The organism is Nonomuraea sp. NPDC049709 (assembly GCF_040674815.1).
GTDB lineage: Bacteria > Actinomycetota > Actinomycetes > Streptosporangiales > Streptosporangiaceae > Nonomuraea.
In genome coordinates this window covers 1-21,007 of sequence record NZ_JBFANM010000043.1, presented here as the reverse complement: position 1 = coordinate 21,007, position 21,007 = coordinate 1, and the positions used below count along the sequence as shown (strand labels likewise).

Genomic DNA, 21,007 nt, shown 5'->3' with positions numbered 1-21,007 from the left:
CAGACCGCAGCCCCGCCCTCGGGCCGCAGCCCACCTCCCGACCGCAGTCCTGCCCTTCGAACCCGCACCCCATCATCCCGCCTCTGCACCACTGCCCAACCGCTTCATCCACAGGCCAGACCCCGGCTCGCCCCTTCATCCACAGAACGACGTTCACCGCCTCGCAACCCGAGGCACCGCAGCCAAACTGCCCGCCATGAACGCCCACGCCACCCCCACCCCGCCGACCCTCTCTCCAACTCCCCCAGCCCACGGCACCGACATCCCCCGCTTGCCAACATCCACCGCGACCAAGCCCGCCCCACAGCCACGGCGTCGACCGTGGCCACGGCTCCACCTCGCCAAACCCGTCCCCTATAGACCAAGACCGGCTAGTCCATCCCGCCACCCCAGAACAAACCAGACACCACAATTCAACCCTCACCCACCAACACCGACCCCTGCCTCCGCCCACCACTCACCAGCACCGACGCTGCCCAACCGCGACCCGACCAGATCACCACCATCACCCGGGCGCCACCCCTCAACAGCGTCCAGAAGAGCCGCCACGCTGCTGGCGCTCATCTCCACGGCCCTGCTCCTGTCAACGCCGACAGCCCAAGCCAGAGCCTCTCCTTCCACTTGGCGCTGGCCGCTGGACGGACACCCCCGGATCGTGCGCCGCTTCACCCCGCCACCCGAGCCCTGGCTCGCCGGCCACCGTGGCATCGATCTGGCCGCCCCCGTAGCCACTCCGGTCCTGGCGGCAGGCCCAGGCACGATCCGCTTCGCCGGCCCCGTCGCCGGCAAAGGCGTAGTCACCATCGATCACCCCGATGGCCTGCGCACGACCTACCTCCCAGTGACAGCCTCCGTACGCCGCGGCGACCCCATAGCGCCAGGAGCCAAACTGGGCGTTCTAGAAGCCGCGAAACCGCACTGCGAGGAGTCGTGCCTGCATTGGGGCCTCCTACGCGACACCCGCTACCTCAACCCACTCCAACTCCTGGGCCACGCCCCCACCCGCCTACTCCCCTTCTGGCCCGAGACAACAACCGCCGACCACCTTGAAACCCATAACTCTCCACCCCCGAACAGGCTTGCTTCCGCCAATCCCCGAACCTCCCACCCCTCACCCACCATCACCATGCCAAGCAAGCAGCAACCGCTCGGTCCCACACACCACCCGTCAGCGGCACTACCAGAGTCACTTCAGAACACGCCACCACCCGCGGCAAGAACCGACTTCACCCTCACCCTCACCGCCTCTTACAGCCGCCAGAGCAGTCAAAGCGACAACAACGGCCATACTCCACAGACGACCATCCCACCCCCGCCGCGCGACCCCGGCTTAACAGCGAGCATCCAGTCCCTACCACGCGCCACCACAACACCGCTCACCGGCGCCACCACCACGATCATCGGCCTCGGAGCAGTGCTAGGAACCCTCATCTTGATCGTCGCCCTACACCGAACCCGCCTCAAACGCCCTACCCGCCCGATCCAGCACGCTCCGCCGAAGGGCCAACACCGCAAGCGCCGACGTCACAGAGGCCAGACACGCAGACGCCGCCCTCCAACCTCCCCCACCCCGCATTGAAGCAACCACGGCATGGGCATACGGACCGACCGATCACCACCGACCCCGACGTGGACTTCCGAGAGCTGTCCAGCACCACCCACCCATCCACTCACCTCCCAGCCCGACCGCCCCTGCACGACACCCGCTCACCGGTCACCGATCACGCCCTCGGATGCGCCTGCCGATAGGCCGCACGCAACCGCTCGATCGAGACATGTGTATAGATCTGCGTGGTGTTCAGCGACGCATGCCCAAGCAACTCCTGAACGCTACGCAGATCCGCACCGCCTTCAAGCAGATGAGTCGCCGCACTGTGCCGCAACCCATGCGGGCCCATGTCAGGTACCCCATCTACTTGAGCCAGCCGGGCGTGCACCACTCGCCGTACGGTCCCCGCGTCAATGCGACCGCCCCGCACCCCGAGAAAGAGAGCCGGCCCTGACCCCGCCCGCACCCACAACGGCCGCCCATGGATGCACCACCGGTCCAACGCCCGCAGAGCAGGCGCCCCGAACGGCACCGACCGCTCTTTGCGCCCCTTGCCCAGCACCCTGATGACATTCCGCTCGCGGTCCACGTCATCGACATCGAGCGCGCAGAGTTCACTCACCCGCACACCGGTGGCGTACAACATCTCAAGCAGCGCCTGATCCCGCAGCTCCTTGGGCTCCCCTGTAGGGGGCGCGTCCAGAACGGCCTCCGCCTGCCGCTGATCAAGTACGGCCGGCAAAGGCCGAGGTGCCTTGGCACTCCCAAGCAGCAGCCCGGGATCGACCGTCAGCCATCCCCGGCGATAGCAGTACGCGGTGAACGTACGGGCACAGGCGGTCCTGCGCGCCAGCGTGGCCCGCGCTTTCCCTGCCGCATGCTGCCCAGCCAGCCACTCCCTGAGCACCCCGATATCAAGACCTTCAAGTACTCCACCGGTGTGGTCGAGCAGAGAGTTGACGTCGGTCAGGTACGCCCGAACGGTATGCGGAGAAAGATCGCGCTCAAGCCGCAAATACCGCCCGAACTCCGCTACGACCTCATCCCTGTCCACGCCCCAACCCCTCCGGCACCAGAACTACCCAAAGGCCAAACATCGACCGCCCGCACGACGACCAATACCGAACCATCCCTCTCACCGCAACAACCCACGAACCCTGAAAGCGCCCGTCGCACCGCAACAACGGAACATTTCCCGAAGCCCTGTCACACGGCATCAAACACCGACACCAACAAACGCACCTTGTCAGCTCCGCACCACGCGGTTTGACAGCAAGCGACGGTGCGCGCCTACGGGTCCGATCCGGACACTTCGGGCCTGCCCGCCGTGCCACCGGCCACTACCGAAGCGTCGCCGCGCCCCCGCGATCGATCATCCTGCGTATCCACAGCTCCAAAGACGAGACCGCACTCGATCAACCCAGAGATGCATCCACGCAGCCGCTCATAGTTGCCAGATCCTCTCGCACCCAACCCAGGGGGCCATCAGCCATCACACCGTAAGAAGCGACCCCACACCGGCCACCCCACCTCCACCCCACCAATCCGCCGAACCCCGCATCGGCCTATCGGTGGTGCACCGGCGCATCGGTGGAGTTGGCCCGGGCAACTCCATCGGTGTGACGTGACCGCGACTGATCGCATCGGCGTACCGGTCGCATCGGCTTATTGGCGGCCACCGCACCCTACTGACACCACCACCCGCAGCAGCTGCCACCAACTCCACACAACCGCACCCGATCAAGGAGCGTCACACGGGGAGGGCGGCCCCGCCCCGCAATGCCAGCCACTCCGCGATGTCACCGACGACAGCCGGATCAACATGTTGCGCAGGTTCGTACTCCGCGGGCGTTGACGGACCCGCGCCAGGAAAGAACAGGTGGTTATCGGCGTCGTATACCCGGATCGTGACATCCGGCCGGTGTGCAAGACCGTCCCGCCACCCCGACAAGTCGTCCGCGACGGTCACCTGATAGTCGCGGCCTCCCTGGAGGATGAACATCGGTTTGTCCAGCGCCGCCGCGGCCGCGACCGGGTCGTAGGCACGCATGTCCAGCCAGTACGAGCCCGGCAGCTCGAACGGCAATGCCTTGGCCGGTGTCGAGGGCGACAGGTCAGGGCTGTCGACCATCGTCACCTGCTCCATGATCCCCTGCACGAGGGCGTCTGCGGCCGGGCCGGGGGTCAGGGAGGCGAGGTAGCGCGCGACGCGTACGGCAGCACGATGCATCGGCTGCGTGTCACCGGCGAGGATCACCAGACCGGCGACGGACGGTTCGGCGGCCGCCACCCGCGGAGCGACCTTGCCTCCCATGCTGTGCCCCAGGATGTACACCCTCGTGGGATCGACTCCCGGCTGGTTCTGGAGGGCGCGTACGGCGGCGACCGCGTGCGGCACGTACTCGCTGCTCATCGTGAAGTCGGGCGCGCTCGTCACGTGACTGTGCGTATGCGTTACCTTGTCGAACCGCAGGATGGCCGCGCCCCGACTCGCCAGCCCCCACGCGAGATCCTTGAGTGGCTTGTTCGGCCCGATGGTCTCGTCGCGGTCGAACGGCCCGCCTCCGCCGAGGAGCACGACGCCGGGCCGCGGCTCGGTGCCAAGTGGCAGGCTCAGCGTCCCGGGCACGGCAAGAGGGCCCGATCCGACCGTGATCTCCTGCTCGACGAAGAGCTGCGGCACGGCGTAGTCCGGCGGTGCCCACGAGGCGGTGGTCGCGAGCACGAATTGCAGCCCATGCAGTGTGCCGGCGCCATCCACCGACATGACCACCGTGAACCCATCACGCTCGCAGACGACCGGAACGCTCACGCGTACCCGTCCAGCGTCGACCGGCTCAACCACAGGCTCTCCGAGGGCGGAAACCGGACCCCGCTTGCCGATCTCGATCGTCCAAGCAACCCGAAGCGCCTGATCGGACACGGCCGCCCGCAGCTCCGGAGCGAACATCTCCCCGATCTCACCGAAGCGCCCGTCGCGCGCCATCTCCACGACCGCAACGGCCGTGGCCAGCTGATCAGTTTCCATCGTCCATCATCTCCATTGTTCTCATTATTGAGAAAGGTAGCACACATGAGACCATAAGCACGTGGACACCTTGGAACTCCTGGCACACCCCGTACGGCTGCGCGTCGTACACGCGATGAGTGGAGGGCGCCTGTTGACGACCTCCCAGCTGTGCGCGCGAATCCCCGACGTCTCCAAGGCCACGCTCTATCGCCACATCGACCTGCTGGCGACCGGGGGAATCCTGGAGGTGGCCGACGAGCGGCGGGTACGGGGAGCAGTGGAGCGCCGATATCGCCTGCGCCAGGACCTGGCGGTGATCGACAACGCCATGGTCGAATCGCTGTCGCTCGACGATCACCGGCGCGGCTTCGCCACGGCCATGGCGATCTTGCTGGCCGAGTTCAACGCCTACCTCGACCGAGATCACGCCGACCCGGTGGAGGATCTCGTCGGATACCGGCAGCACGCCGTCTGGCTGAGCCACGACGAACTCCACGACCTGATCGGCGACCTACGCAGCGCCATCGCGCCCCGACTGGCCAACCGATCCACCCCGGACCGCGCCCAATACCTGCTCAGCCCGATCCTGTTCCCTCTCGAGACGCCACCTTCCGACCCCGAATCCACCCCCGAGGCTGAAACCAGGACCGAGCCCGACCCCGGGACTTGATCCGAGACCCAGCCAACATCAACACCAAACCTCGAACCGGAACCGGACCCCAACCGGAGACCAACGTCGAGGACTGCCGAAATGCTGGTGCGAGGACTGCCGTGGGCAAGGACCGTCAACGGCAAGGACTGTCGAGGGACCGAGGGCCAGGGCGGTCAACGACCGAGGGTGAAGACCATCAACGGCCGGAGCCGACGGCCATCCAGGGCCAGGACGAAACCTGAATCCGGAGCGCGTCCGGGCTGACACCGACACCACGAACCAAAACCGGGACCGAGAACCGAGCTGAGCCCAGGTCCAAGACCAAGGCCGGGGACAGAACCCGGTCCGAAACGGGACCATGGGCGGCTGGAACCAAGACCGGGACCGGGAGCAAGGCGAGCCGGGGTCAGAGGCGGGCTGGGTCAGAAGCGGACCCGGACCGAGGCCAGACCCGGGCTGAGGTCGAGGTCGAGGTCGGGTCGAGGTCGAGGCCGGGTCGAGGCCGGGCCAGGGTCAGAGGCGAGTCGAGATCGAGGCGGACCGGACCAAGGCCGGGCCAGGGTCAGAGGCGGGCCGAGCAGGGACGGACCCGAGCAGGGACGGACCCGGGGCAGGGACGAAGGGCGAGTGCGTGCGACACATGACCGGTCGCCGTCGCGACCATTCGTCACCACCTTGTGCCTAGGTCCACGCGCAAGGGCGATGCCCGCCCAATCAGGGGTGACCCGATCGTTGCTCTCGCAGCGTCACTTCTCAGGCCAATGCCCTGGTCGCGGGACTCTCCGACGAAGTCGCCCTGCCGTCGGCGTGCGGCCGGTGGAATGGTGACGGCCACCGCTTGATCCTAGGAGGGTCTTGGTCGAGACCGAAGGAGAGCATAACGATGGCCGCAGAAACAGTGTGCTGCTTGAGCGACAGCGGCGAGGCAGAACCTGTACCGGTGGCCCCTACTTTGTTGGGTTCCGCGTGAAGATCGCGACTGATGGCCGACGCCGTGCAGTGGAACTGAGACGACTTGTCGGCCATGTCCTTTGCCACTCTGCGTGGCCAGGGCACTTGAAGTCGGTGGTCTACGAATTGTGAATGGGCTGCGAGGTCGTGAGCGGCCGGTCCTGAGTTGTGGTGGTGGTCTCCTAGGAGTTGGGATGGTCGTACTCCGGGGGTGGGAAGTCGTCCGGGGGCGGTGGGGAGTCGGCGGGGTCGGGTTGCGGGGTGGGTGGGGGGTCCAGGGCGGCGGAGTCGGAGGCTTTGCGGTATGTGGTGGTCTGTTTGCGGAGACGCCAGCCGTTCTCGGTTCTTTCTATGTAGCCTGCGGCTGCCAGGCCGCCCAGTGCGCTCAATGTCGTGTCCAGGCCCAAGCCGGCTGCGACCGCGATCGAGGCGGGGCCTGCGCCGCCTCGGGCGGGGATCGCGTCAAGGACTCTTTTGGTCGGCTCGTTGAGTTTGTCTCTGGGGACGGCTGGGGCTCGGGATTGTGTGGCCAGGTCGTCGCCCATCACGCCTACGAGGTCGATCATTTCCTCCGGTGAGGTGATGCACACCGCCTTTCGTTCTCGGAGGAGTCTGTGGCAACCCGCTGACATGCCCGACGTGATCGGGCCGGGGACCGCTCCCAGGTGTCTGTTGAGGGACAGGGCGTGGGTTGCCGTGTTGAGGGCGCCGCTGCGGAGGGCGGCCTCCACTACCACCGTGCCTCTGGAAAGGGCGGCTATGAGGCGGTTTCTGATGAGGAAGCGCGCTCGGGTCGGGTGAACTCCTGGGGGGCACTCACTGATCACGACGCCCTGCTCTCGTACGGCGGCGAACAGGGTGTCGTGGCCGGTCGGGTAGCAGATGTCCACACCGCAGGCCAAAACCACGACCGTGGGTGAACCGGCGGCCAGGGCACCTTTGTGGGCCGCCCCGTCCACTCCGAACGCTCCGCCTGACACGACGGTCCAGCCGGACTCGCTGAGGCCGACGCCGAACTCGGCCGCGATGTGCGATCCGTACGAGGTCGCTGCCCTTGCCCCCACCACGGCGACGGATTGGAGGCAGGAGAAGCGGAGGTCTGCTGTGCCGTGGGCCCACAGAGCCAGGGGGCGGCTCAGGCCTAGTTGATCCAGCTGGGTGGGCCATTCTGGGCTGCCGGGGATGATCAATCTGGCGCCGGATGCTTCTCCTGCTTCGATGTCGGCTGCGGGGTTGGCGGATGCCAGGCGGGCGTACCAGGTGTTCAGACGGGAGGTGAGGTGGTCTGGTGAGCGGTCTTGCTCGGCTTCCCGGGATACGAATTCTGGCGGGAGGGTGCGGGTGCGGATCGCCTCCACCGCTCGATGAGCGCCGTACTGGGCGACGAGGCGGCCCATGGTGGTGTCGCCTACGTCGGTGGCCCGCATGAGGGCGGCTCTGACCTCGGCTTCGGTCTGAGTAGATGTCCTGGTTCCAGTTCCGGTTCGGATTCCGGTTCCGGTTCCAGTTCCAGTTCCGGTTCGGATTCCGGTTCCGGTTACGGTTCCAGTTCGGGTTCGGGTTTCGGGTCGGGGTTGGGTGTCCGTCTTGGACTGAGTGTCCGTCGGAGGGTGGGTCCTCATTTCGGCTTGGGTCTGCGTCTTGGCTTGGGCGGGCACTGCCATCGGCGTCTCTGTGACGGGCTCAGCCTCGCTCTTGGGGCTCGCTCGGCTGACCGTTCCGGCTTCGGGCTGGAGCGGGATCTCATGTGGTGGGGTGCTGGTTGCGGGAGCTTGTGGAGTCTCGTCAGTAGAAGCGAGCGGTCTGTCGATGCTTTCCGGTGCTGGGGGTGGGGTGGTCAGGGAAGCGGTTGTGGGTGGCTGGGGCTGGTGGGTGGTTGCTGTGTGGAGGGCGGGCATGGGGGCTCCTACAGGTGCGTGGGGTGTGGAGGGAGGGCTGGTGGCGGGGTCGCTAATGGATGGGGGTGTTGAGTTGGTGGGTTTCTGCGGGGGCATGCTGGGTTTGCGAGGGGCGCTACGACTTCACGCCTAGCCAGAAACTCAGGGCGGCGTTTGTCTCGTCCTGGCCCGGCTTGTCATTGCCGGCCAGGTCGGCGAGGGTCCAGGCCACTCGTACGACACGGTCGAGGCCCCGGGCGGTGAGGGCGCCCGAGTCGAGGCATGACGTCATGGGGCGCATGGCGTCTGCGGACGGGCGGTAGTCGGCGTGGAGGATGGAGGAGGGGATCTCGGCGTTCGAGCGCCAGGGAGTGCCCGCCAAGCGTTTCGCGGCTCGTTCGCGAGCCACCAGGACGCGTTCGGCCACGGTCTTGCTGGGCTCCACGAACTGGCGGTCGGCCAGGAGCTCGCGTCTGGTGGAGCGGACGACCGTGACCTTCATGTCTATGCGGTCGAGAAGTGGGCCCGAGAGCCTGCCCAGGTAGCGGCGTCTGATCGTGGGGGAGCATTTACAGGTTTCTCCCTGGTCCTCGGCCTGGGCGCACGGGCAGGGGTTCGCGGCCAGGATCAGCATGAACCTGGCGGGGAACGTGACCGAGCCCACCGATCTGGACACCGTCACCCGGCCGGACTCCAGCGGCTGTCTGAGCGCGTCCAGGACATGGCGCGGGAACTCCGGGGCCTCGTCCATGAACAGGACCCCTCGGTGTGCCAGGGAGACGGATCCGGGACGGACGATCGTGCTGCCGCCTCCGATGATCGCGGCCGAGGTCGCTGTGTGGTGCGGGCTGATGAAGGGGGGTCGACTCATCATGGGGGCGTTGGGCGGGAGCACGCCTGCGACCGAGTGGATGGCGGTGACCTCCAGGGCGTGGTCGAGCTCCAGATCCGGCAGGAGGGTGGGGAGGCGTTCGGCCAGCATGGTCTTGCCGGTGCCAGGCGGACCGAGCATCCAGAGGTTGTGGCCACCGGCCGCGCAGACTTCGAGGGCGCGCCGGGCGGTCGGCTGGCCCACGACATCCGACAGATCGACGTCGGGGACGACGGTGGACTTGGACGGCTCGGGGCACTCCTCGACCTCGGCCTCGGGTGGGTCGTCTCCCTTGCGCAACCACTCCACGAGCTGGCGGAGGTGGGCGACGGGAACCACCTTCACGTCAGGTACGAGGACGGCCTCGGCCGAGTTCGCCGACGGGACGACCACCGTGACATCGCCGTGCTTGGCCGCGCCCAGGACGGAGGGAAGCACGCCGCGTACGGGTCTTATGCGCCCGTCGAGGCCGAGCTCTCCGAGGAAGAACGGCTCCGCGATGCGTTCGGCGGGGACCACGCCTGCCGCACCTAGGATTGCCACGGCGATCGCCAGATCGAACTGCGATCCACGCTTGGGCAGGCTGGCCGGGAAGAGGCTGACGATGATGCGGGCATCCGGCCAGGGATAACTGCTGTTGACGACCGCTGATCGCACCCGGTCGCGGGCCTCGCTGAGCGCCGTGTCCGGTAGACCGATGAGGTGGATGCCGGCCAGGCCGTTGCCCACGTCGGCCTCGACCTCGACGGTGCGGCCTGCGACGCCCACCAGGGCCACGCTGCGGGTGCGGGCCACGGCCACCTAGATCGCCCCCCGTACGTGGCGTAGGGCGAAGTCTCCGGCGAAGCGCTCCAGGGCGATCACGTCGACTCGTACGGTCTCGTACGTGTGGGAGGACTGCGTGGTCAGCCACTTGGCGGCGAGCATGCGCAATCTGGCGAGCTTGGCTGGGCTCACCGACTCCAGGGCCGAGCCGTGGGACCTGCTCGATCGGGTCTTGACCTCGACCACGACCAGGTTGGGGCCCTCTTCCGCGATGATGTCGATCTCGCCATGGCGGCAGCGCCAGTTGCGCTCGATCACCTTCATCCCCCCGGCCTCCAGGTAGGTCACGGCTGCCTGTTCGCCGCGTTTGCCTAGCTCGAGCTTGCTCTCCGTGGCCATGTGCCATCTCCGTCCGGTCGATCGGTGCGGGTCTGGTCATGACCTTCGTGGATGCGGGGTGGTGGTGGCGGGGCCGAACGGGGTTCTGGGGATGGTGGGGGTGAGTTGAGTGGGGGTTGTGGATAACGGCTTGGGTCCGCTCGGCTCGACGCGGCCCTTGGTTGAGGCTCGGGACCAGGGCCTGAGCCGGCGGACCGGGGAGCCGGTAGGCGGGGAGCCGGTAGGCGAGGGGCGGGTAGGCGGGGCCAGCGGACGGGATCGGCGGGGTTCCAGGCCGTAGAAAGGGCGTCAGCAGGGCTTGGGAGAGCGTCAGGGTCGCGGGAGGATGTGGGAGGAAGAGGTCGGAGGAAGGGCGTAGGTGACGGCCCTGCAAGGGAGCCGGATGGCCAACGGTGTGTGGATGCCGACAGGCCAAGAGACCGGGGGTGTGGCCAACCCCGAGGGGCAGATAGGTGCGCCGTGCTGGGACGGCGAGCAACGCTTTGCTGTCCGGGCGCGGGTAACGGCCCTGGCGGTGAAAGGTGGGGCGGCAGCGTGGCCGACCAGCTGCAAGTGGCGAACGTCCCGATAAGGCCGTGGCGCGGCTGATCAGATGTGCGGAAGGCCATGTCGATACGCCGGGCAGCGCTGATCAGATGTGGGCGGCGCTGTGAGAGCCCGCGGCGACACCCCCGGCCAGGGGCGGGAGTCCCTGTATCGAGACGGCGGCGGCACCCCCTACCAGACATCGGCGGCCGTACCAAGCAGGCGGCTCACCGCGGGCTGAACCACCCACCCGGCCGGCCCACCCACACCACCCACTACCTCTCACAGGCGGCCGGCATGGGCGCACAGGCCCGAGCCGAGGCGGGGATCACCGGCGTGCCGGTGGTCGAGGTTCAGCCGATGACCAGGGACACCACCACCAGCCGCCACAGCCCCGAGGCCACGCCTGAGCCGTCCCGAAGCTCGAATCCACCCCCGGACCCCGGCCCACCCCTCGCTACCCCGAGAACCCTTCCTTCGGCATCTCCAGGTCCGCCTTCGCGAGCTCCTCCACGTTCACATCCTTGAACGTGACCACCCGCACATTCTTGACGAACCGCGCCGGCCGATACATGTCCCACACCCAAGCGTCCTGCATCTTCACGTCGAAGAAGACGTCGCCGTTCTCCGCGGTACGGACGTCGAGGTCGACCGAGTTGGTCAGATAGAACCGCCGCTCAGTCTCCACCACGTATGTGAACAAACCGACGACATCACGGTATTCGCGGTAAAGCTGCAGCTCCATCTCGGTTTCGTACTTTTCGAGATCCTCTGCGCTCATCGCGGTCCTCCTGTCGTACCGGTCCCCCGGTTTGCCTGCTCAGGCAACCCCGGCCCCCATTTCATTTTCACCCATCCCCCTCGCCACCGTGACAAAGGAGTAACGGTGATCGGGACACGGGCCGTGCGTTTCCAGCGCCAGCCGGTGTCCTGGTGTGACATACCCCTTGTGCTCGGCGAAGCCGTACTGCGGGTAGCGCTCGTCCAGCGCGACCATGAGGCGATCCCGGGTCACCTTGGCCACGATGGACGCGGCCGCCACGCATGCGGCCACCTGGTCCCCCTTCCACACGGCCAGCGACGGCGCCGGCAGGCCCGGCACCGGGAAACCGTCCGTCAGGATGTACTCCGGGTCACAGGGCAACTGTGCGACGGCTCGCCGCATTCCTGAGACATTGCATTTGTGAAGACCTTTGGCGTCGATCTCCCCCGACGGGATGATCACTATGCCTACGTGAGAGACGCGCATGATCTGGTCGTAGAGGCGTTCGCGCACCGGCGGGGTGAGCAGCTTCGAGTCCGCCAGGCCGTCGATCTGCCTGCGCAGGATGACGGCGGCGACCACGAGCGGCCCCGCGCACGCGCCACGCCCGGCCTCGTCGACGCCCGCGATAGGGGTGAGGCCGCGGCGGGCGAGCGCCCGCTCATAGGCGTAGAGTCCGGAATCGCGCCGGACGACGCTCGGTCGAGGGCGGAACGCAACTGTCATGACACAGGCAGCGTACGCCCCAATCGCCGCAAACCGCGACCGAAAGCCCCCGCTACTTGACCTTGTCGAAAGTGTCAGGACGGGAGAAGAGATAGCCCCGCGACAGCGGCCAGTAGCGCACCACGGCCTTGCCCACCACCGCGTCTTCCGAGATGAAGCCCCCTCCGGGCTCCTCCATGTGGGCCCGGGAGTCGGCCGAGGCGCTGCGGTGGTCACCCATCAGCCAGAGCTTCCCGGCAGGCACGGTGACGTCGAACTTATCGCCGGAAGCGAAATCGTCGGGGTAGAGGTAGGACTGCTCGTCCAGCGGCGTGCCGTTGACCGTGATGCGCTTCTGCTTGTCGCAGCACACCACCTTGTCGCCGCCGATGCCGATGACCCGCTTGATGGTGTCCTCGCCGTTCCAGCCCTTGAACACCACGATGTCGCCGCGCTCGGGCTTGCCCGCCAGCTTGTTGACGAACACGCGGTCGTTGACCAGCAGCGTGTTCTCCATCGACACGGACGGGATGTAGAACGAGCCGACCACGAACGCCTGCAGCAGCAGCGCGATGCCGACGCCCATGATGAGCAGCAGAACGGTCTCGCGGAAACCGCCCTTCTTCTTCTCTTTCCCCACGCCCTCCGCCTTCTTGGTGACGGCCATCAACGCCTCCTCCGCAGGCGCCGACGAACCAGCACCAAGGGTACGGCCAGCCCGAACCCGGCGACCAGCGGCACGGACCCGCCGAGTGCCTGGAGCGCGGGCTGCGCGAACGTGTCAGGAATGTCGATCGAGTCGAACCGGTTGAACGGCCAGACGATCACGAAGGCCCGGCCGATGACCTGACCTTCGGGAATGGAGCCGCCGCCGGGATCACCGGTGTGGGATCGGGAGTCGAGCGAGACCGAGCGGTGGTCGCCCATCACCCACAACCGCCCCTCCGGCACCGTGATGTCGAAGAACTTGTCGGACGGCACGTTGCCCGGATAGAGGTAGCTCTCCTCGTCGATGGGGGTGCCGTTGACCGTGATGCGCTGCTTGGAGTCGCAGCACTTGACGTGGTCACCGCCGACGCCGATGACCCGCTTGATGTAGTCCTTCTCGCCGGGAACGACGCCGAACGCGGTGCCGACCCACCGGAAGAACGCCGCGAACGCGTTGGGCGGCTCCTCCAGCTGGAACTCGCCGTCCCACGAGTCGACTCCCGAGAACACCACCACGTCTCCCCGCTCGATGTCGCGGGTGTGGTAGACGAGCTTGTTGACCAGGACCCTGTCGTTTTTCAGCAGGGTGTTCTCCATCGACTCCGACGGAATGTAGAAGGCCTGGACCACAAACGTCTTGATGATCAGGGCCAGCACCAGGGCTACGACGATAAGAACGGGAAGTTCTTTCCAGAACGACCCCTTCTTCTCCGCCTTTTCACCCTTGGCCGGCTTCTGAGTCTCTTCGGCGACCACGTCCACCTCGTCCTCGACAGGGCGGCGCGCCGCGCCGTGCTCCTGGCTCTCGCTAGTCATCGCTGACGAGCCTAGATGATGCACCGGCTCGACAAGCCTCGACCGACGTTACACCCACGCACGAGTCGCTCCACATAAAGGAAACGGCCCTGTAAAGCCGAATGGCCCGCGCGGTGCGCGGGCCATCGGAAGAGAACAACGGAGCCTACTTGGCGGGCGTCGTCTCGCGCTTCTCGCGAATGCGGGCGGCCTTGCCGCGCAGGTCGCGCATGTAGTAGAGCTTGGCCCGGCGCACGTCGCCGCGGGTCACGAGCACGATCTTCTCGATGACCGGGCTGTGCACGGGGAAGGTGCGCTCGACGCCGACACCGTAGCTGACCTTGCGGACCGTGAAGGTCTCGCGGGCGCCGCTGCCCTGCCTGCGCAGCACGAAGCCCTTGAAGACCTGGATGCGGGAGCGGTTGCCTTCGACGACTCGTACGTGAACCTCGAGCGTGTCACCCGGGCGGAACGCCGGCACGTCACCGCGCAGGGTCGCCTTCTCGAGCTCCTGGATCTTCGTGTGCATGAGAGCTGTCCTCAAGTCCTCGCGAGCACGCGGAGGTCCACCCGGCCGAGGCTCGCGGCGGACGCGCTTGCTGATTTGATGAACCCGGGATCGTTTCCCGGGCATGACGGACCAACCGTACGACGGTTGGCAGCGATTCAGTTTGCCATATCTTCCGGCTGGAGGCGAAACGAGAGCTCCTCAAGGAGCTTTCTGTCGTGCTTGTCCAGTGTCGCGGGGTCGATCGCCGCCGCCAGTTCGGGCCGGTTCCGTACGGTACGCCGGATCGCCTCGTCGCGCCGCCATCTGGCGACATTTCCGTGATGTCCCGACAGCAGCACGGCGGGCACCTCGTGCCCCCGCCACACGGGCGGCTTGGTGTAGACGGGCCCCTCGACGAGGTTCTGCATGGAGCCGGGCGCGAACGAGTCGTCCACGGCCGACTGGGCGTTGCCGAGCACGCCGGGCAGGAGCCTGCCGACGGCCTCCACCATGACCAGCACCGCCACCTCGCCACCGGCCAGCACGTAGTCGCCGATGCTGACCTCGTCGACGCGCAGCCGGGAGGAGTATTCGGCCATGACCCGCGAGTCGATGCCCTCGTAGCGTCCGCACGCGAACAGCAGCCACGGCTCCCCCGCCAGCTCCTGCGCCAGCTCCTGGCTGAACGGCCGCCCGCTCGGCGTCGGCACGATCATCCGCGGCAACCCGCCGTCCGGGCCCTGGGGGCCGGCGGCGATCACCGTGTCGATGGCCTCGCCCCACACCTCGGGCTTCATGACCATGCCCGGCCCCCCGCCGTACGGGGTGTCGTCCACGGTCTTGTGCACGTCGTGGGCCCAGTCGCGGAGCTGGTGCACGTGTACGTCGAGGGTGCCGCGCTCACGCGCCTTGCCGATCAGCGAAACGTCGAGCGGCGCGAAGTATTCGGGAAAGATCGAGACGATGTCGAGCCGCATCAGAGCAGCCCCTCGGGCGGATCGACGACCAGCCGCCCCGCCTCCGGATCGACCTCGGGCACCAGCTCCTTGACGAACGGGATGAGCGCGTCGTCCTGGCCCTCACGGCGTACCACGAGGAGGTCCTGGCCGTGGTGGAGGACGTCCGCCACCTCCCCGACCGGCTCGCCGGAGACGGTCCGCACGGCCAGCCCGATGAGCTGGTGGTCGTGGAACTCGTCCGGGTCATCGGACGGCGTCACCTCGGCCGAGTCGATGACCAGCATGGTGCCGCGCAGCCCCTCGGCGGCGTCGCGATCGGCGACCCCCTCGAACGACACCAGCAGCATGCCCTTGTGCCAGCGGCGGGACGTGACGACGAGCGGCCCCCGGTCCGCGGGGTCCGTCTCGATCGAGATGCCGGCCGCGAAGCGCAGCTCGGGATCGTCGGTGCGCACCTCCACGGTCACGTCACCGCGTACACCGTGCGGGCGGCCTATCCGGCCGACGACCAGCTGCACGTGAACCTGCCCTCTCTTATCAACGCAAGCGCCCCCATCGGCACGAGACCGATGAGGGCGCGCAAACCTGACGCTAACGGACTGCTTCGTGCAGGTCGAGCAGATCGACCCGTACGTACTTCCCGTCGGCCAGGGCGTTCACGACCGTGCGCAGCGCCTTGGCGGTGCGCCCGCCGCGTCCGATGACCTTGCCCAGGTCCTCGGGGTGCACCCGGACCTCCAGGACGCGCCCGCTGCGAATGCGGCGTGCGCGGACCCGGACATCGTCAGGATGTTCGACGATGCCCTTAACGAGGTGCTCGAGAGCCTCCTCGAGCACGTCAGGCCTCGCCCTCGGTCTGGGTCTCGGCGGGGGCGGCCTCGGCCTCGTCCTTCTTCTTGGCCTTCTTCGGCGTGGTGGCGGCCGTGCCGGTGTCGCCACCGGACAGCGTCTCCTTGGCCGCGGCCTCGTAGAGGGCATGCCGGTCAGGCTTGGGCTCGGCGACCAGAAGCGGCGCAGGGGCGGGCTCGCCCTTGAACTTCTGCCAGTCGCCGGTGAGCTTGAGCAGCTTGAGCACCGGCTCGGTCGGCTGCGCGCCGACACCCAGCCAGTAAGCCGCACGCTCGGCGTTGACCTCGATGCGCGAAGGGTGCTCCTTCGGGTGGTACAGGCCGATCTCCTCGATCGCCCGGCCGTCACGCTTGGTGCGGCTGTCGGCGACGACGATACGGTATTGAGCGTTGCGGATCATGCCGAGCCGCTTGAGCTTGATCTTGACTGCCACGGGTGTGGTCTCTCCTGCATTCGAGCGTGGGTGAACGGCACCTCGCCGAGTGGGGCACGACGGGATGACGCTCCAGGGACAGGCGTGACCTGCGGGAGATGAGAGGGCACCCACCTGGTCACGGTGTTCCAACATGTCATTGTGCCAGATCGACGGCACTGCCTACGACTTGTCACGGCAGCGCACCGCAAAGGTCCGGCAAGGACCGGATATCGGCGTACGCCCGCCACCGCGGCGGCGGGCGCCGACCGGCTACTTCTGGCCGGGAAGCCGCAGCTTGGACGGGTCAAAGCCGGGCGGGAGCTCCATCCCCGGGGGCAGCTTGCCACCCAGGTTGCCCAGCACGCCGCCCTTCGCGGGCTGCTCGCCGTCGGGCTCTTCGGCGGCGGCCTTGCCCAGCGCGGCCTTGCGCGGGTCGCCGCTGACGCGCCGCCCCTTCTTGGCCTTCTTCTGCGCCTTGCTCGCCTTGCCCCGACCCCCGGGCATGCCGGGGATGCCCATGCCGCCGGCCATCCGCTTCATCATCTTCTGCGCGTCGAAGAAGCGGGTGACCAGGTTGCTCACGGCGCTCACGGTGACGCCGGAACCGGCGGCGATGCGGGCGCGGCGGGAACCGTTGATGATCTTCGGGTCCTGGCGTTCGGCCGGGGTCATCGAGCGGATGATGGCCGCGATGCGGTCGAGGTCGCGGTCGTCGATGGAGTTGATCTGGTCGCGCATCTGCCCCATGCCGGGCATCATGCCGAGCAGGTTCTTGATGGGCCCCATCTTCTGGACCATCATCATCTGCTCGAGGAAGTCCTCGAGCGTGAAGTTCTCGCCCGACGTGAGCTTGCCGGCCATCTTGGCGGCCTGCTCCTCGTCGAACGTCTTCTGGGCCTGCTCGATCAGGGTGAGGATGTCACCCATGTCGAGGATGCGGGAGGCCATCCGGTCGGGGTGGAAGGCGTCGAAGTCTTCCAGCTTCTCGCCCGTGGAGGCGAACATGATCGGCCGGCCGGTGATGTGCCGAACCGAGAGCGCCGCGCCGCCGCGCGCGTCGCCGTCGAGCTTGGTCAGCACGACGCCGTCGAAGCCGACGCCCTCCATGAACGCCTGCGCCGTCGTGACGGCGTCCTGGCCGATCATGGCGTCGACCACGAACAGGACCTCGTCGGGCGAGACCGCGTCGCGGATGTCGGCGGCCTGCTTCATCATCTCCTGGTCGATGCCCAGGCGACCGGCGGTGTCGATGATGACGATGTCATGCTGCAGGCGCTTGGCCTCGTCGATGGACGTGCGGGCGACCGAGATCGGGTCGCCCACGCCGTTGCCGGGCTCCGGCGCGTAGACCGCGACCTCGGCGCGCTCGCCCACGACCTGGAGCTGCTGGACGGCGTTGGGCCGCTGCAGGTCGGCGGCGACCAGCATGGGCACGTGGCCCTGCTCGCGCAGCCACTTGGCCAGCTTGCCCGCCAGCGTCGTCTTGCCCGCGCCCTGGAGGCCCGCCAGCATGATGACGGTCGGTGGCGTCTTGGCGAAGCGGAGCCTGCGGGTCTCGCCGCCGAGGATCCCGATCAGCTCGTCATTGACGATCTTGACGACCTGCTGCGCCGGGTTGAGCGCCTGGGAGACCTCGGAACCGCGGGCGCGCTCCTTGACCTGGGCGACGAACGCCTTGACCACCGGCAGTGCGACATCGGCCTCTAGCAGGGCGATGCGGATCTCACGGGTGGTGGCGTCGATGTCGGCATCGGACAGCCGCCCCTTGGATCGGAGGGAGGAGAAGACCGATGTCAGCCGGTCGGATAGCGTCTCGAACACGTGGTTGGCCAGTCCTCGAAGCGAATGTACGTCTAAGACTCCAGCCTATCCGCTCCGCTAGCCGCTCCAGCCTGGCACGGCCATCCGGACCGTGAGAGCGTGCTCGACGAGGTTGATCAGCGCGCTTTTCACCGAGTCCTTGGAGCGGGCGTCCAGCCGCACCATCGGGATGTGCGGGGCCAGGGTAAGGGCGTCGCGCACCTCGGAGTCGCTGTGCGCGTACTGGCCGTCCCACCCGTTCACCCCCACGATGAACGGGAGTTGGGCCTCTTCGAAATAGTCGATGGCCGGGAAGCTGTCGGCCAGTCGGCGGGTGTCCACCAGGACGACCGCGCCGATGGCACCGCGCACCAGGTCGTCCCACATGAACCAGAACCGGTGCTGCCCGGGCGTGCCGAACAGGTACAGGATGAGGTCGCGGTCCAGCGACACGCGGCCGAAGTCCATGGCGACGGTCGTGGTCGACTTCAGCGGTGTCATGCCCAGATCGTCGATTCCGGCGGAGGCATCCGTCATGACGGCCTCCGTCGTCAACGGCATGATCTCCGACACGGCACCGACGAACGTCGTCTTGCCAACCCCGAACCCGCCGGCGACCACGATCTTCGTCGAGGTCAATCCGGGGCTAGAGCCTGCGAAGTCCACTTAGCACCCTTTCCAGCAGGTTGACGTCCGGCCTACCCTCATCCAGCTGCGGCTGATGCACCCGAACCAGGCCCTCGGCCGCCATGTCCGCGATCAGAACACGCACCACGCCGAGCGGGATCCGCAGCAGCGCCGACACCTCTGCCACCGATCGGACCTGCAGGCAGAGCTGGCTGATCGCTTTGTACTCGGGCGTGATGTGCGAGAACTCCCGGTGCTCGGCGGTCGCCGAGGACACCAGGGCCTCCATCGCCAGCTTGACCTTGGGCGCGGTCCGCCCGCCCGTCACGGCGTAGGGCCGTACCGGGGAGGCGGGGTCGGAGCTGGGTGGCTGGGGCGGCGGCTCCCAGCCACCGCTGTTCCAGCCACCACTGTTCCAGCCTCCGCTGTTCCACGTGGGATTCGTCACCTACATCACCTGGTCTGGCTGGCGCGCAGCTCCGCGCGCACAGCCGGAGTCAGTACCTGCCCGGCGCGATCGACCATCAGCGTCATCTGGTACGCCACCAACCCCATGTCACAGTCGGGGGCCGCCAGCACGGCGAGGCACGAACCGTCGCTGATCGACATGATCAGCATGAGCCCGCGCTGCATCTCCACGATCGTCTGGTTGACCGCGCCGCCCTCGAACACCCGGGCCGCGCCCTGTGTCAGAGAGACCAGCCCGGACGCGATCGCGGCGAGCTGGTCAGCCCGATCCGCCGGAAAGCCCGCCGACGCCGCCAGCGGCAGACCGTCGGACGAGACGACCACGGCGTGTGCGACCCCCGGGACCGTGCTGACGAAGTCGGTGATTAACCAATCCACCCCACGTGCCGACTGGCTCAGGTCGTTCATGCGCGTTCATCCCTGCTCTCAACACTTCTCGGACCGGAGGGATACGTTCTTCCCTCGCTGATGTCGTCTCGTGCTGCCCTGAATCCCTGCTGGAAGCTCGAGAGACGGCTGCGTACCCGTTCGGGGGAGACGGCCGGCATGGGCGCGACCCCCTTCGGCGCCGAGACGGTGTCCGCCGAGCCGGGCACCAGGTTGGCCTTGGGCACCCGCTTGGGGAGTCCCGCCGCCGTCGCACCGTCACGTACCGGCTCCACCACCGCCTGGGCCGCGTTCCAGCCCGCGTCGGCCTTGGCCGATCCCCAGGTGGCCTCGCCCTCGGCGCCCTGGTCGAACCACTTGGACTCGACCGAGGCGAAGATCGGCAGGTATTCGTCACCCGAGGAGGCGGGCTTCACGACGGGGATCGGGCCGGTGGCCGCGGACTCGGTCTCCGGCATCTCGTACCGTGACCGCCTGAAGCCCATGTCCGATCCGCCGGTGTCCGCTCCCCAGCCGGTGCCCGGCCGGTCGTCGGCGGCGGGGCGCTGCGGCGGCAGGGCGGCGTTGTTCGTCCAGCCGCCGGACGGCGAGCTCATGGGGTTGCGCGAGGGGACCCAGACGTCGGTGCTGTCGTACTGGGGGCCGCCGTTGCCGCGCGTGTCAGCCGACGGCCAGCCCGTGTCCATGCTCGGCTGGGAGGGGAACGAGGGGTGCCCGGGGCCCGGGCGGTACTCGCCCCCGCCCCACTGAGGCACGGGGGGCGGCGGCACGGACGGCGGTCCGCCGAATCCGAAGCCCTCGTCCTGGCTCGGCATACCGCCGGGCATGCCCGAGGCCGCCGCTCCCCCCGGGTAGGCGGGGGACTGCGAGCCCAGGAGCGCCTCGGGCATGAGGACCATGGCGGTCAGGCCGCCGGAGCCGTGCGGGCGCAGCTGCACCCGGATGCCGTGCCGGTGCGCCAGCCTGGCGACCACGAACAGGCCCATGCGGCGCGACACCGACACGTCCACGCTGGGCGCGTCGATGAGGCGGTCGTTGGCCTGGGCCAGCTCGTCCTGGGTCATGCCGATGCCGGAGTCGGTGATCGACAGCATCACGCCGCCGCCGTCGATCCGGCTGCCGGACACGGTCACCCTGGTCTCGCGGGGCGAGAACGACAGCGCGTTCTCGACCAGCTCGGCGATCAGGTGGATGACGTCGTTGACGGCCTGGCCGGCCACGGAGACCCCGTCGGGGACCTGGAGGACGACGCGCTCGTAGTTCTCGACCTCGGAGAGTGAGGCTCGGGCGACGTCGACCAGCTTGACGGGCTTGCTCCAGCGGCGCGGCGGTTCCTGGCCGGCGAGGACCAGCAGGTTCTCGCTGTTGCGGCGCATGCGGGTGGCCAGGTGGTCCAGCTTGAACAGGTTGCCGAGCCGCTGCTCGTCCTGCTCGCCCTGCTC

General features: G+C 67.8%; 21 protein-coding genes. 2 read left to right on the top strand and 19 right to left on the bottom strand.

The annotated features are described in order from the left end of the window. The first annotated feature begins 196 nt into the window (after window positions 1-196). On the top strand, window positions 197-1,579 hold the full coding sequence (locus AB0J69_RS36205; protein WP_364126947.1) for a peptidoglycan DD-metalloendopeptidase family protein: 1,383 nt from the start codon (window positions 197-199) through the stop codon (window positions 1,577-1,579). Window positions 1,580-1,721: 142 nt separating this feature from the next. Here AB0J69_RS36205 and AB0J69_RS36200 read toward each other — a convergent pair whose 3' ends face one another. Beyond that, a complete protein-coding gene (locus AB0J69_RS36200; protein ID WP_364126944.1) occupies window positions 1,722-2,603 on the bottom strand; it encodes a tyrosine recombinase XerC in 882 nt (293 codons plus the stop codon). A gap of 696 nt (window positions 2,604-3,299) precedes the next feature. Continuing rightward, a complete protein-coding gene (locus AB0J69_RS36195; RefSeq protein ID WP_364126942.1) occupies window positions 3,300-4,577 on the bottom strand; it encodes an alpha/beta fold hydrolase in 1,278 nt (425 codons plus the stop codon). A gap of 61 nt (window positions 4,578-4,638) precedes the next feature. Here AB0J69_RS36195 and AB0J69_RS36190 point away from each other — a divergent pair, with 61 nt between their 5' ends. Further along, the gene (locus AB0J69_RS36190) at window positions 4,639-5,229 is read left to right on the top strand and encodes a helix-turn-helix domain-containing protein (protein ID WP_364126939.1); all 591 of its coding nucleotides are present in this window, start codon (window positions 4,639-4,641) and stop codon (window positions 5,227-5,229) included. 1,115 nt (window positions 5,230-6,344) lie between these two features. On the opposite strand, the gene dprA is transcribed toward AB0J69_RS36190, so the two are convergent. From dprA to AB0J69_RS36105, 17 genes are all read right to left on the bottom strand, one after another. Then, on the bottom strand, window positions 6,345-7,589 hold the full coding sequence (gene dprA / locus AB0J69_RS36185; protein ID WP_364126936.1) for a DNA-processing protein DprA: 1,245 nt from the start codon (window positions 7,587-7,589) through the stop codon (window positions 6,345-6,347). A 586-nt stretch (window positions 7,590-8,175) separates the two neighbouring features. Continuing rightward, window positions 8,176-9,711 carry a YifB family Mg chelatase-like AAA ATPase gene (locus AB0J69_RS36180; RefSeq protein WP_364126933.1) on the bottom strand — a complete coding sequence of 512 codons (1,536 nt, stop codon included), beginning with the start codon at window positions 9,709-9,711 and terminating at the stop codon, window positions 8,176-8,178. Next, window positions 9,712-10,074 (bottom strand): YraN family protein, encoded by a 363-nt coding sequence (locus AB0J69_RS36175; protein WP_364126931.1) that lies wholly within the window; start codon window positions 10,072-10,074, stop codon window positions 9,712-9,714. 982 nt (window positions 10,075-11,056) lie between these two features. Further along, window positions 11,057-11,380 carry a DUF2469 domain-containing protein gene (locus AB0J69_RS36170; RefSeq protein ID WP_026215037.1) on the bottom strand — a complete coding sequence of 108 codons (324 nt, stop codon included), beginning with the start codon at window positions 11,378-11,380 and terminating at the stop codon, window positions 11,057-11,059. A 39-nt stretch (window positions 11,381-11,419) separates the two neighbouring features. Beyond that, window positions 11,420-12,088: a ribonuclease HII gene (locus tag AB0J69_RS36165; RefSeq protein ID WP_364126928.1), complete on the bottom strand. Its 669-nt coding sequence runs from the start codon at window positions 12,086-12,088 to the stop codon at window positions 11,420-11,422. Between the two features lie 52 nt (window positions 12,089-12,140). Further along, entirely contained in the window at window positions 12,141-12,734 is a 594-nt protein-coding gene (gene lepB, locus AB0J69_RS36160; protein ID WP_364126925.1) for a signal peptidase I, read from the bottom strand. Beyond that, window positions 12,734-13,591, bottom strand: coding sequence for a signal peptidase I (gene lepB, locus AB0J69_RS36155; protein ID WP_364126923.1), 858 nt, complete (start codon window positions 13,589-13,591; stop codon window positions 12,734-12,736). Before lepB (AB0J69_RS36155) ends, lepB (AB0J69_RS36160) begins: the two co-directional genes overlap by 1 nt. Window positions 13,592-13,736: 145 nt before the next feature. Continuing rightward, window positions 13,737-14,099, bottom strand: a complete 363-nt coding sequence (gene rplS, locus AB0J69_RS36150; protein ID WP_237109935.1) for a 50S ribosomal protein L19 — start codon at window positions 14,097-14,099, stop codon at window positions 13,737-13,739. 137 nt (window positions 14,100-14,236) lie between these two features. Then, the gene (gene trmD / locus AB0J69_RS36145; protein WP_364126920.1) at window positions 14,237-15,037 is read right to left on the bottom strand and encodes a tRNA (guanosine(37)-N1)-methyltransferase TrmD; all 801 of its coding nucleotides are present in this window, start codon (window positions 15,035-15,037) and stop codon (window positions 14,237-14,239) included. Further along, on the bottom strand, window positions 15,037-15,537 hold the full coding sequence (rimM, locus tag AB0J69_RS36140; RefSeq protein ID WP_364126917.1) for a ribosome maturation factor RimM: 501 nt from the start codon (window positions 15,535-15,537) through the stop codon (window positions 15,037-15,039). Before rimM ends, trmD begins: the two co-directional genes overlap by 1 nt. Window positions 15,538-15,610: 73 nt before the next feature. Next, on the bottom strand, window positions 15,611-15,856 hold the full coding sequence (locus AB0J69_RS36135; RefSeq protein WP_043634919.1) for an RNA-binding protein: 246 nt from the start codon (window positions 15,854-15,856) through the stop codon (window positions 15,611-15,613). A 1-nt stretch (window position 15,857) separates the two neighbouring features. Next, on the bottom strand, window positions 15,858-16,301 hold the full coding sequence (gene rpsP, locus AB0J69_RS36130) for a 30S ribosomal protein S16 (RefSeq protein WP_364126915.1): 444 nt from the start codon (window positions 16,299-16,301) through the stop codon (window positions 15,858-15,860). 252 nt (window positions 16,302-16,553) lie between these two features. Then, window positions 16,554-18,104, bottom strand: a complete 1,551-nt coding sequence (gene ffh, locus AB0J69_RS36125) for a signal recognition particle protein (RefSeq protein WP_364126912.1) — start codon at window positions 18,102-18,104, stop codon at window positions 16,554-16,556. A 57-nt stretch (window positions 18,105-18,161) separates the two neighbouring features. Continuing rightward, window positions 18,162-18,722: an ATP/GTP-binding protein gene (locus tag AB0J69_RS36120; RefSeq protein WP_195899383.1), complete on the bottom strand. Its 561-nt coding sequence runs from the start codon at window positions 18,720-18,722 to the stop codon at window positions 18,162-18,164. A gap of 7 nt (window positions 18,723-18,729) precedes the next feature. After that, window positions 18,730-19,038 (bottom strand): DUF742 domain-containing protein, encoded by a 309-nt coding sequence (locus tag AB0J69_RS36115; RefSeq protein ID WP_364127121.1) that lies wholly within the window; start codon window positions 19,036-19,038, stop codon window positions 18,730-18,732. A gap of 125 nt (window positions 19,039-19,163) precedes the next feature. Further along, window positions 19,164-19,586 (bottom strand): roadblock/LC7 domain-containing protein, encoded by a 423-nt coding sequence (locus tag AB0J69_RS36110; RefSeq protein ID WP_346104683.1) that lies wholly within the window; start codon window positions 19,584-19,586, stop codon window positions 19,164-19,166. Then, on the bottom strand, window positions 19,583-21,007 hold a 1,425-nt coding region (locus AB0J69_RS36105), incomplete at its 5' end, for an ATP-binding protein (RefSeq protein ID WP_364126907.1). The genes AB0J69_RS36110 and AB0J69_RS36105, both read right to left, overlap by 4 nt.

Bases quoted from the DNA above. Each gene is read 5' to 3' on its own strand.
- AB0J69_RS36175 (WP_364126931.1), bottom strand. From the start codon at position 10,074: ATGGCCACGGAGAGCAAGCTCGAGCTAGGCAAACGCGGCGAACAGGCA.
- AB0J69_RS36195 (WP_364126942.1), bottom strand. From the start codon at position 4,577: ATGGAAACTGATCAGCTGGCCACGGCCGTTGCGGTCGTGGAGATGGCG.
- dprA (WP_364126936.1), bottom strand. From the start codon at position 7,589: ATGCGGGCCACCGACGTAGGCGACACCACCATGGGCCGCCTCGTCGCC.
- lepB (WP_364126923.1), bottom strand. From the start codon at position 13,591: ATGACTAGCGAGAGCCAGGAGCACGGCGCGGCGCGCCGCCCTGTCGAG.
- AB0J69_RS36110 (WP_346104683.1), bottom strand. From the start codon at position 19,586: ATGAACGACCTGAGCCAGTCGGCACGTGGGGTGGATTGGTTAATCACC.
- lepB (WP_364126925.1), bottom strand. From the start codon at position 12,734: ATGGCCGTCACCAAGAAGGCGGAGGGCGTGGGGAAAGAGAAGAAGAAG.
- AB0J69_RS36170 (WP_026215037.1), bottom strand. From the start codon at position 11,380: ATGAGCGCAGAGGATCTCGAAAAGTACGAAACCGAGATGGAGCTGCAG.
- trmD (WP_364126920.1), bottom strand. From the start codon at position 15,037: ATGCGGCTCGACATCGTCTCGATCTTTCCCGAATACTTCGCGCCGCTC.
- AB0J69_RS36205 (WP_364126947.1), top strand. From the start codon at position 197: ATGAACGCCCACGCCACCCCCACCCCGCCGACCCTCTCTCCAACTCCC.
- rplS (WP_237109935.1), bottom strand. From the start codon at position 14,099: ATGCACACGAAGATCCAGGAGCTCGAGAAGGCGACCCTGCGCGGTGAC.
- AB0J69_RS36165 (WP_364126928.1), bottom strand. From the start codon at position 12,088: ATGACAGTTGCGTTCCGCCCTCGACCGAGCGTCGTCCGGCGCGATTCC.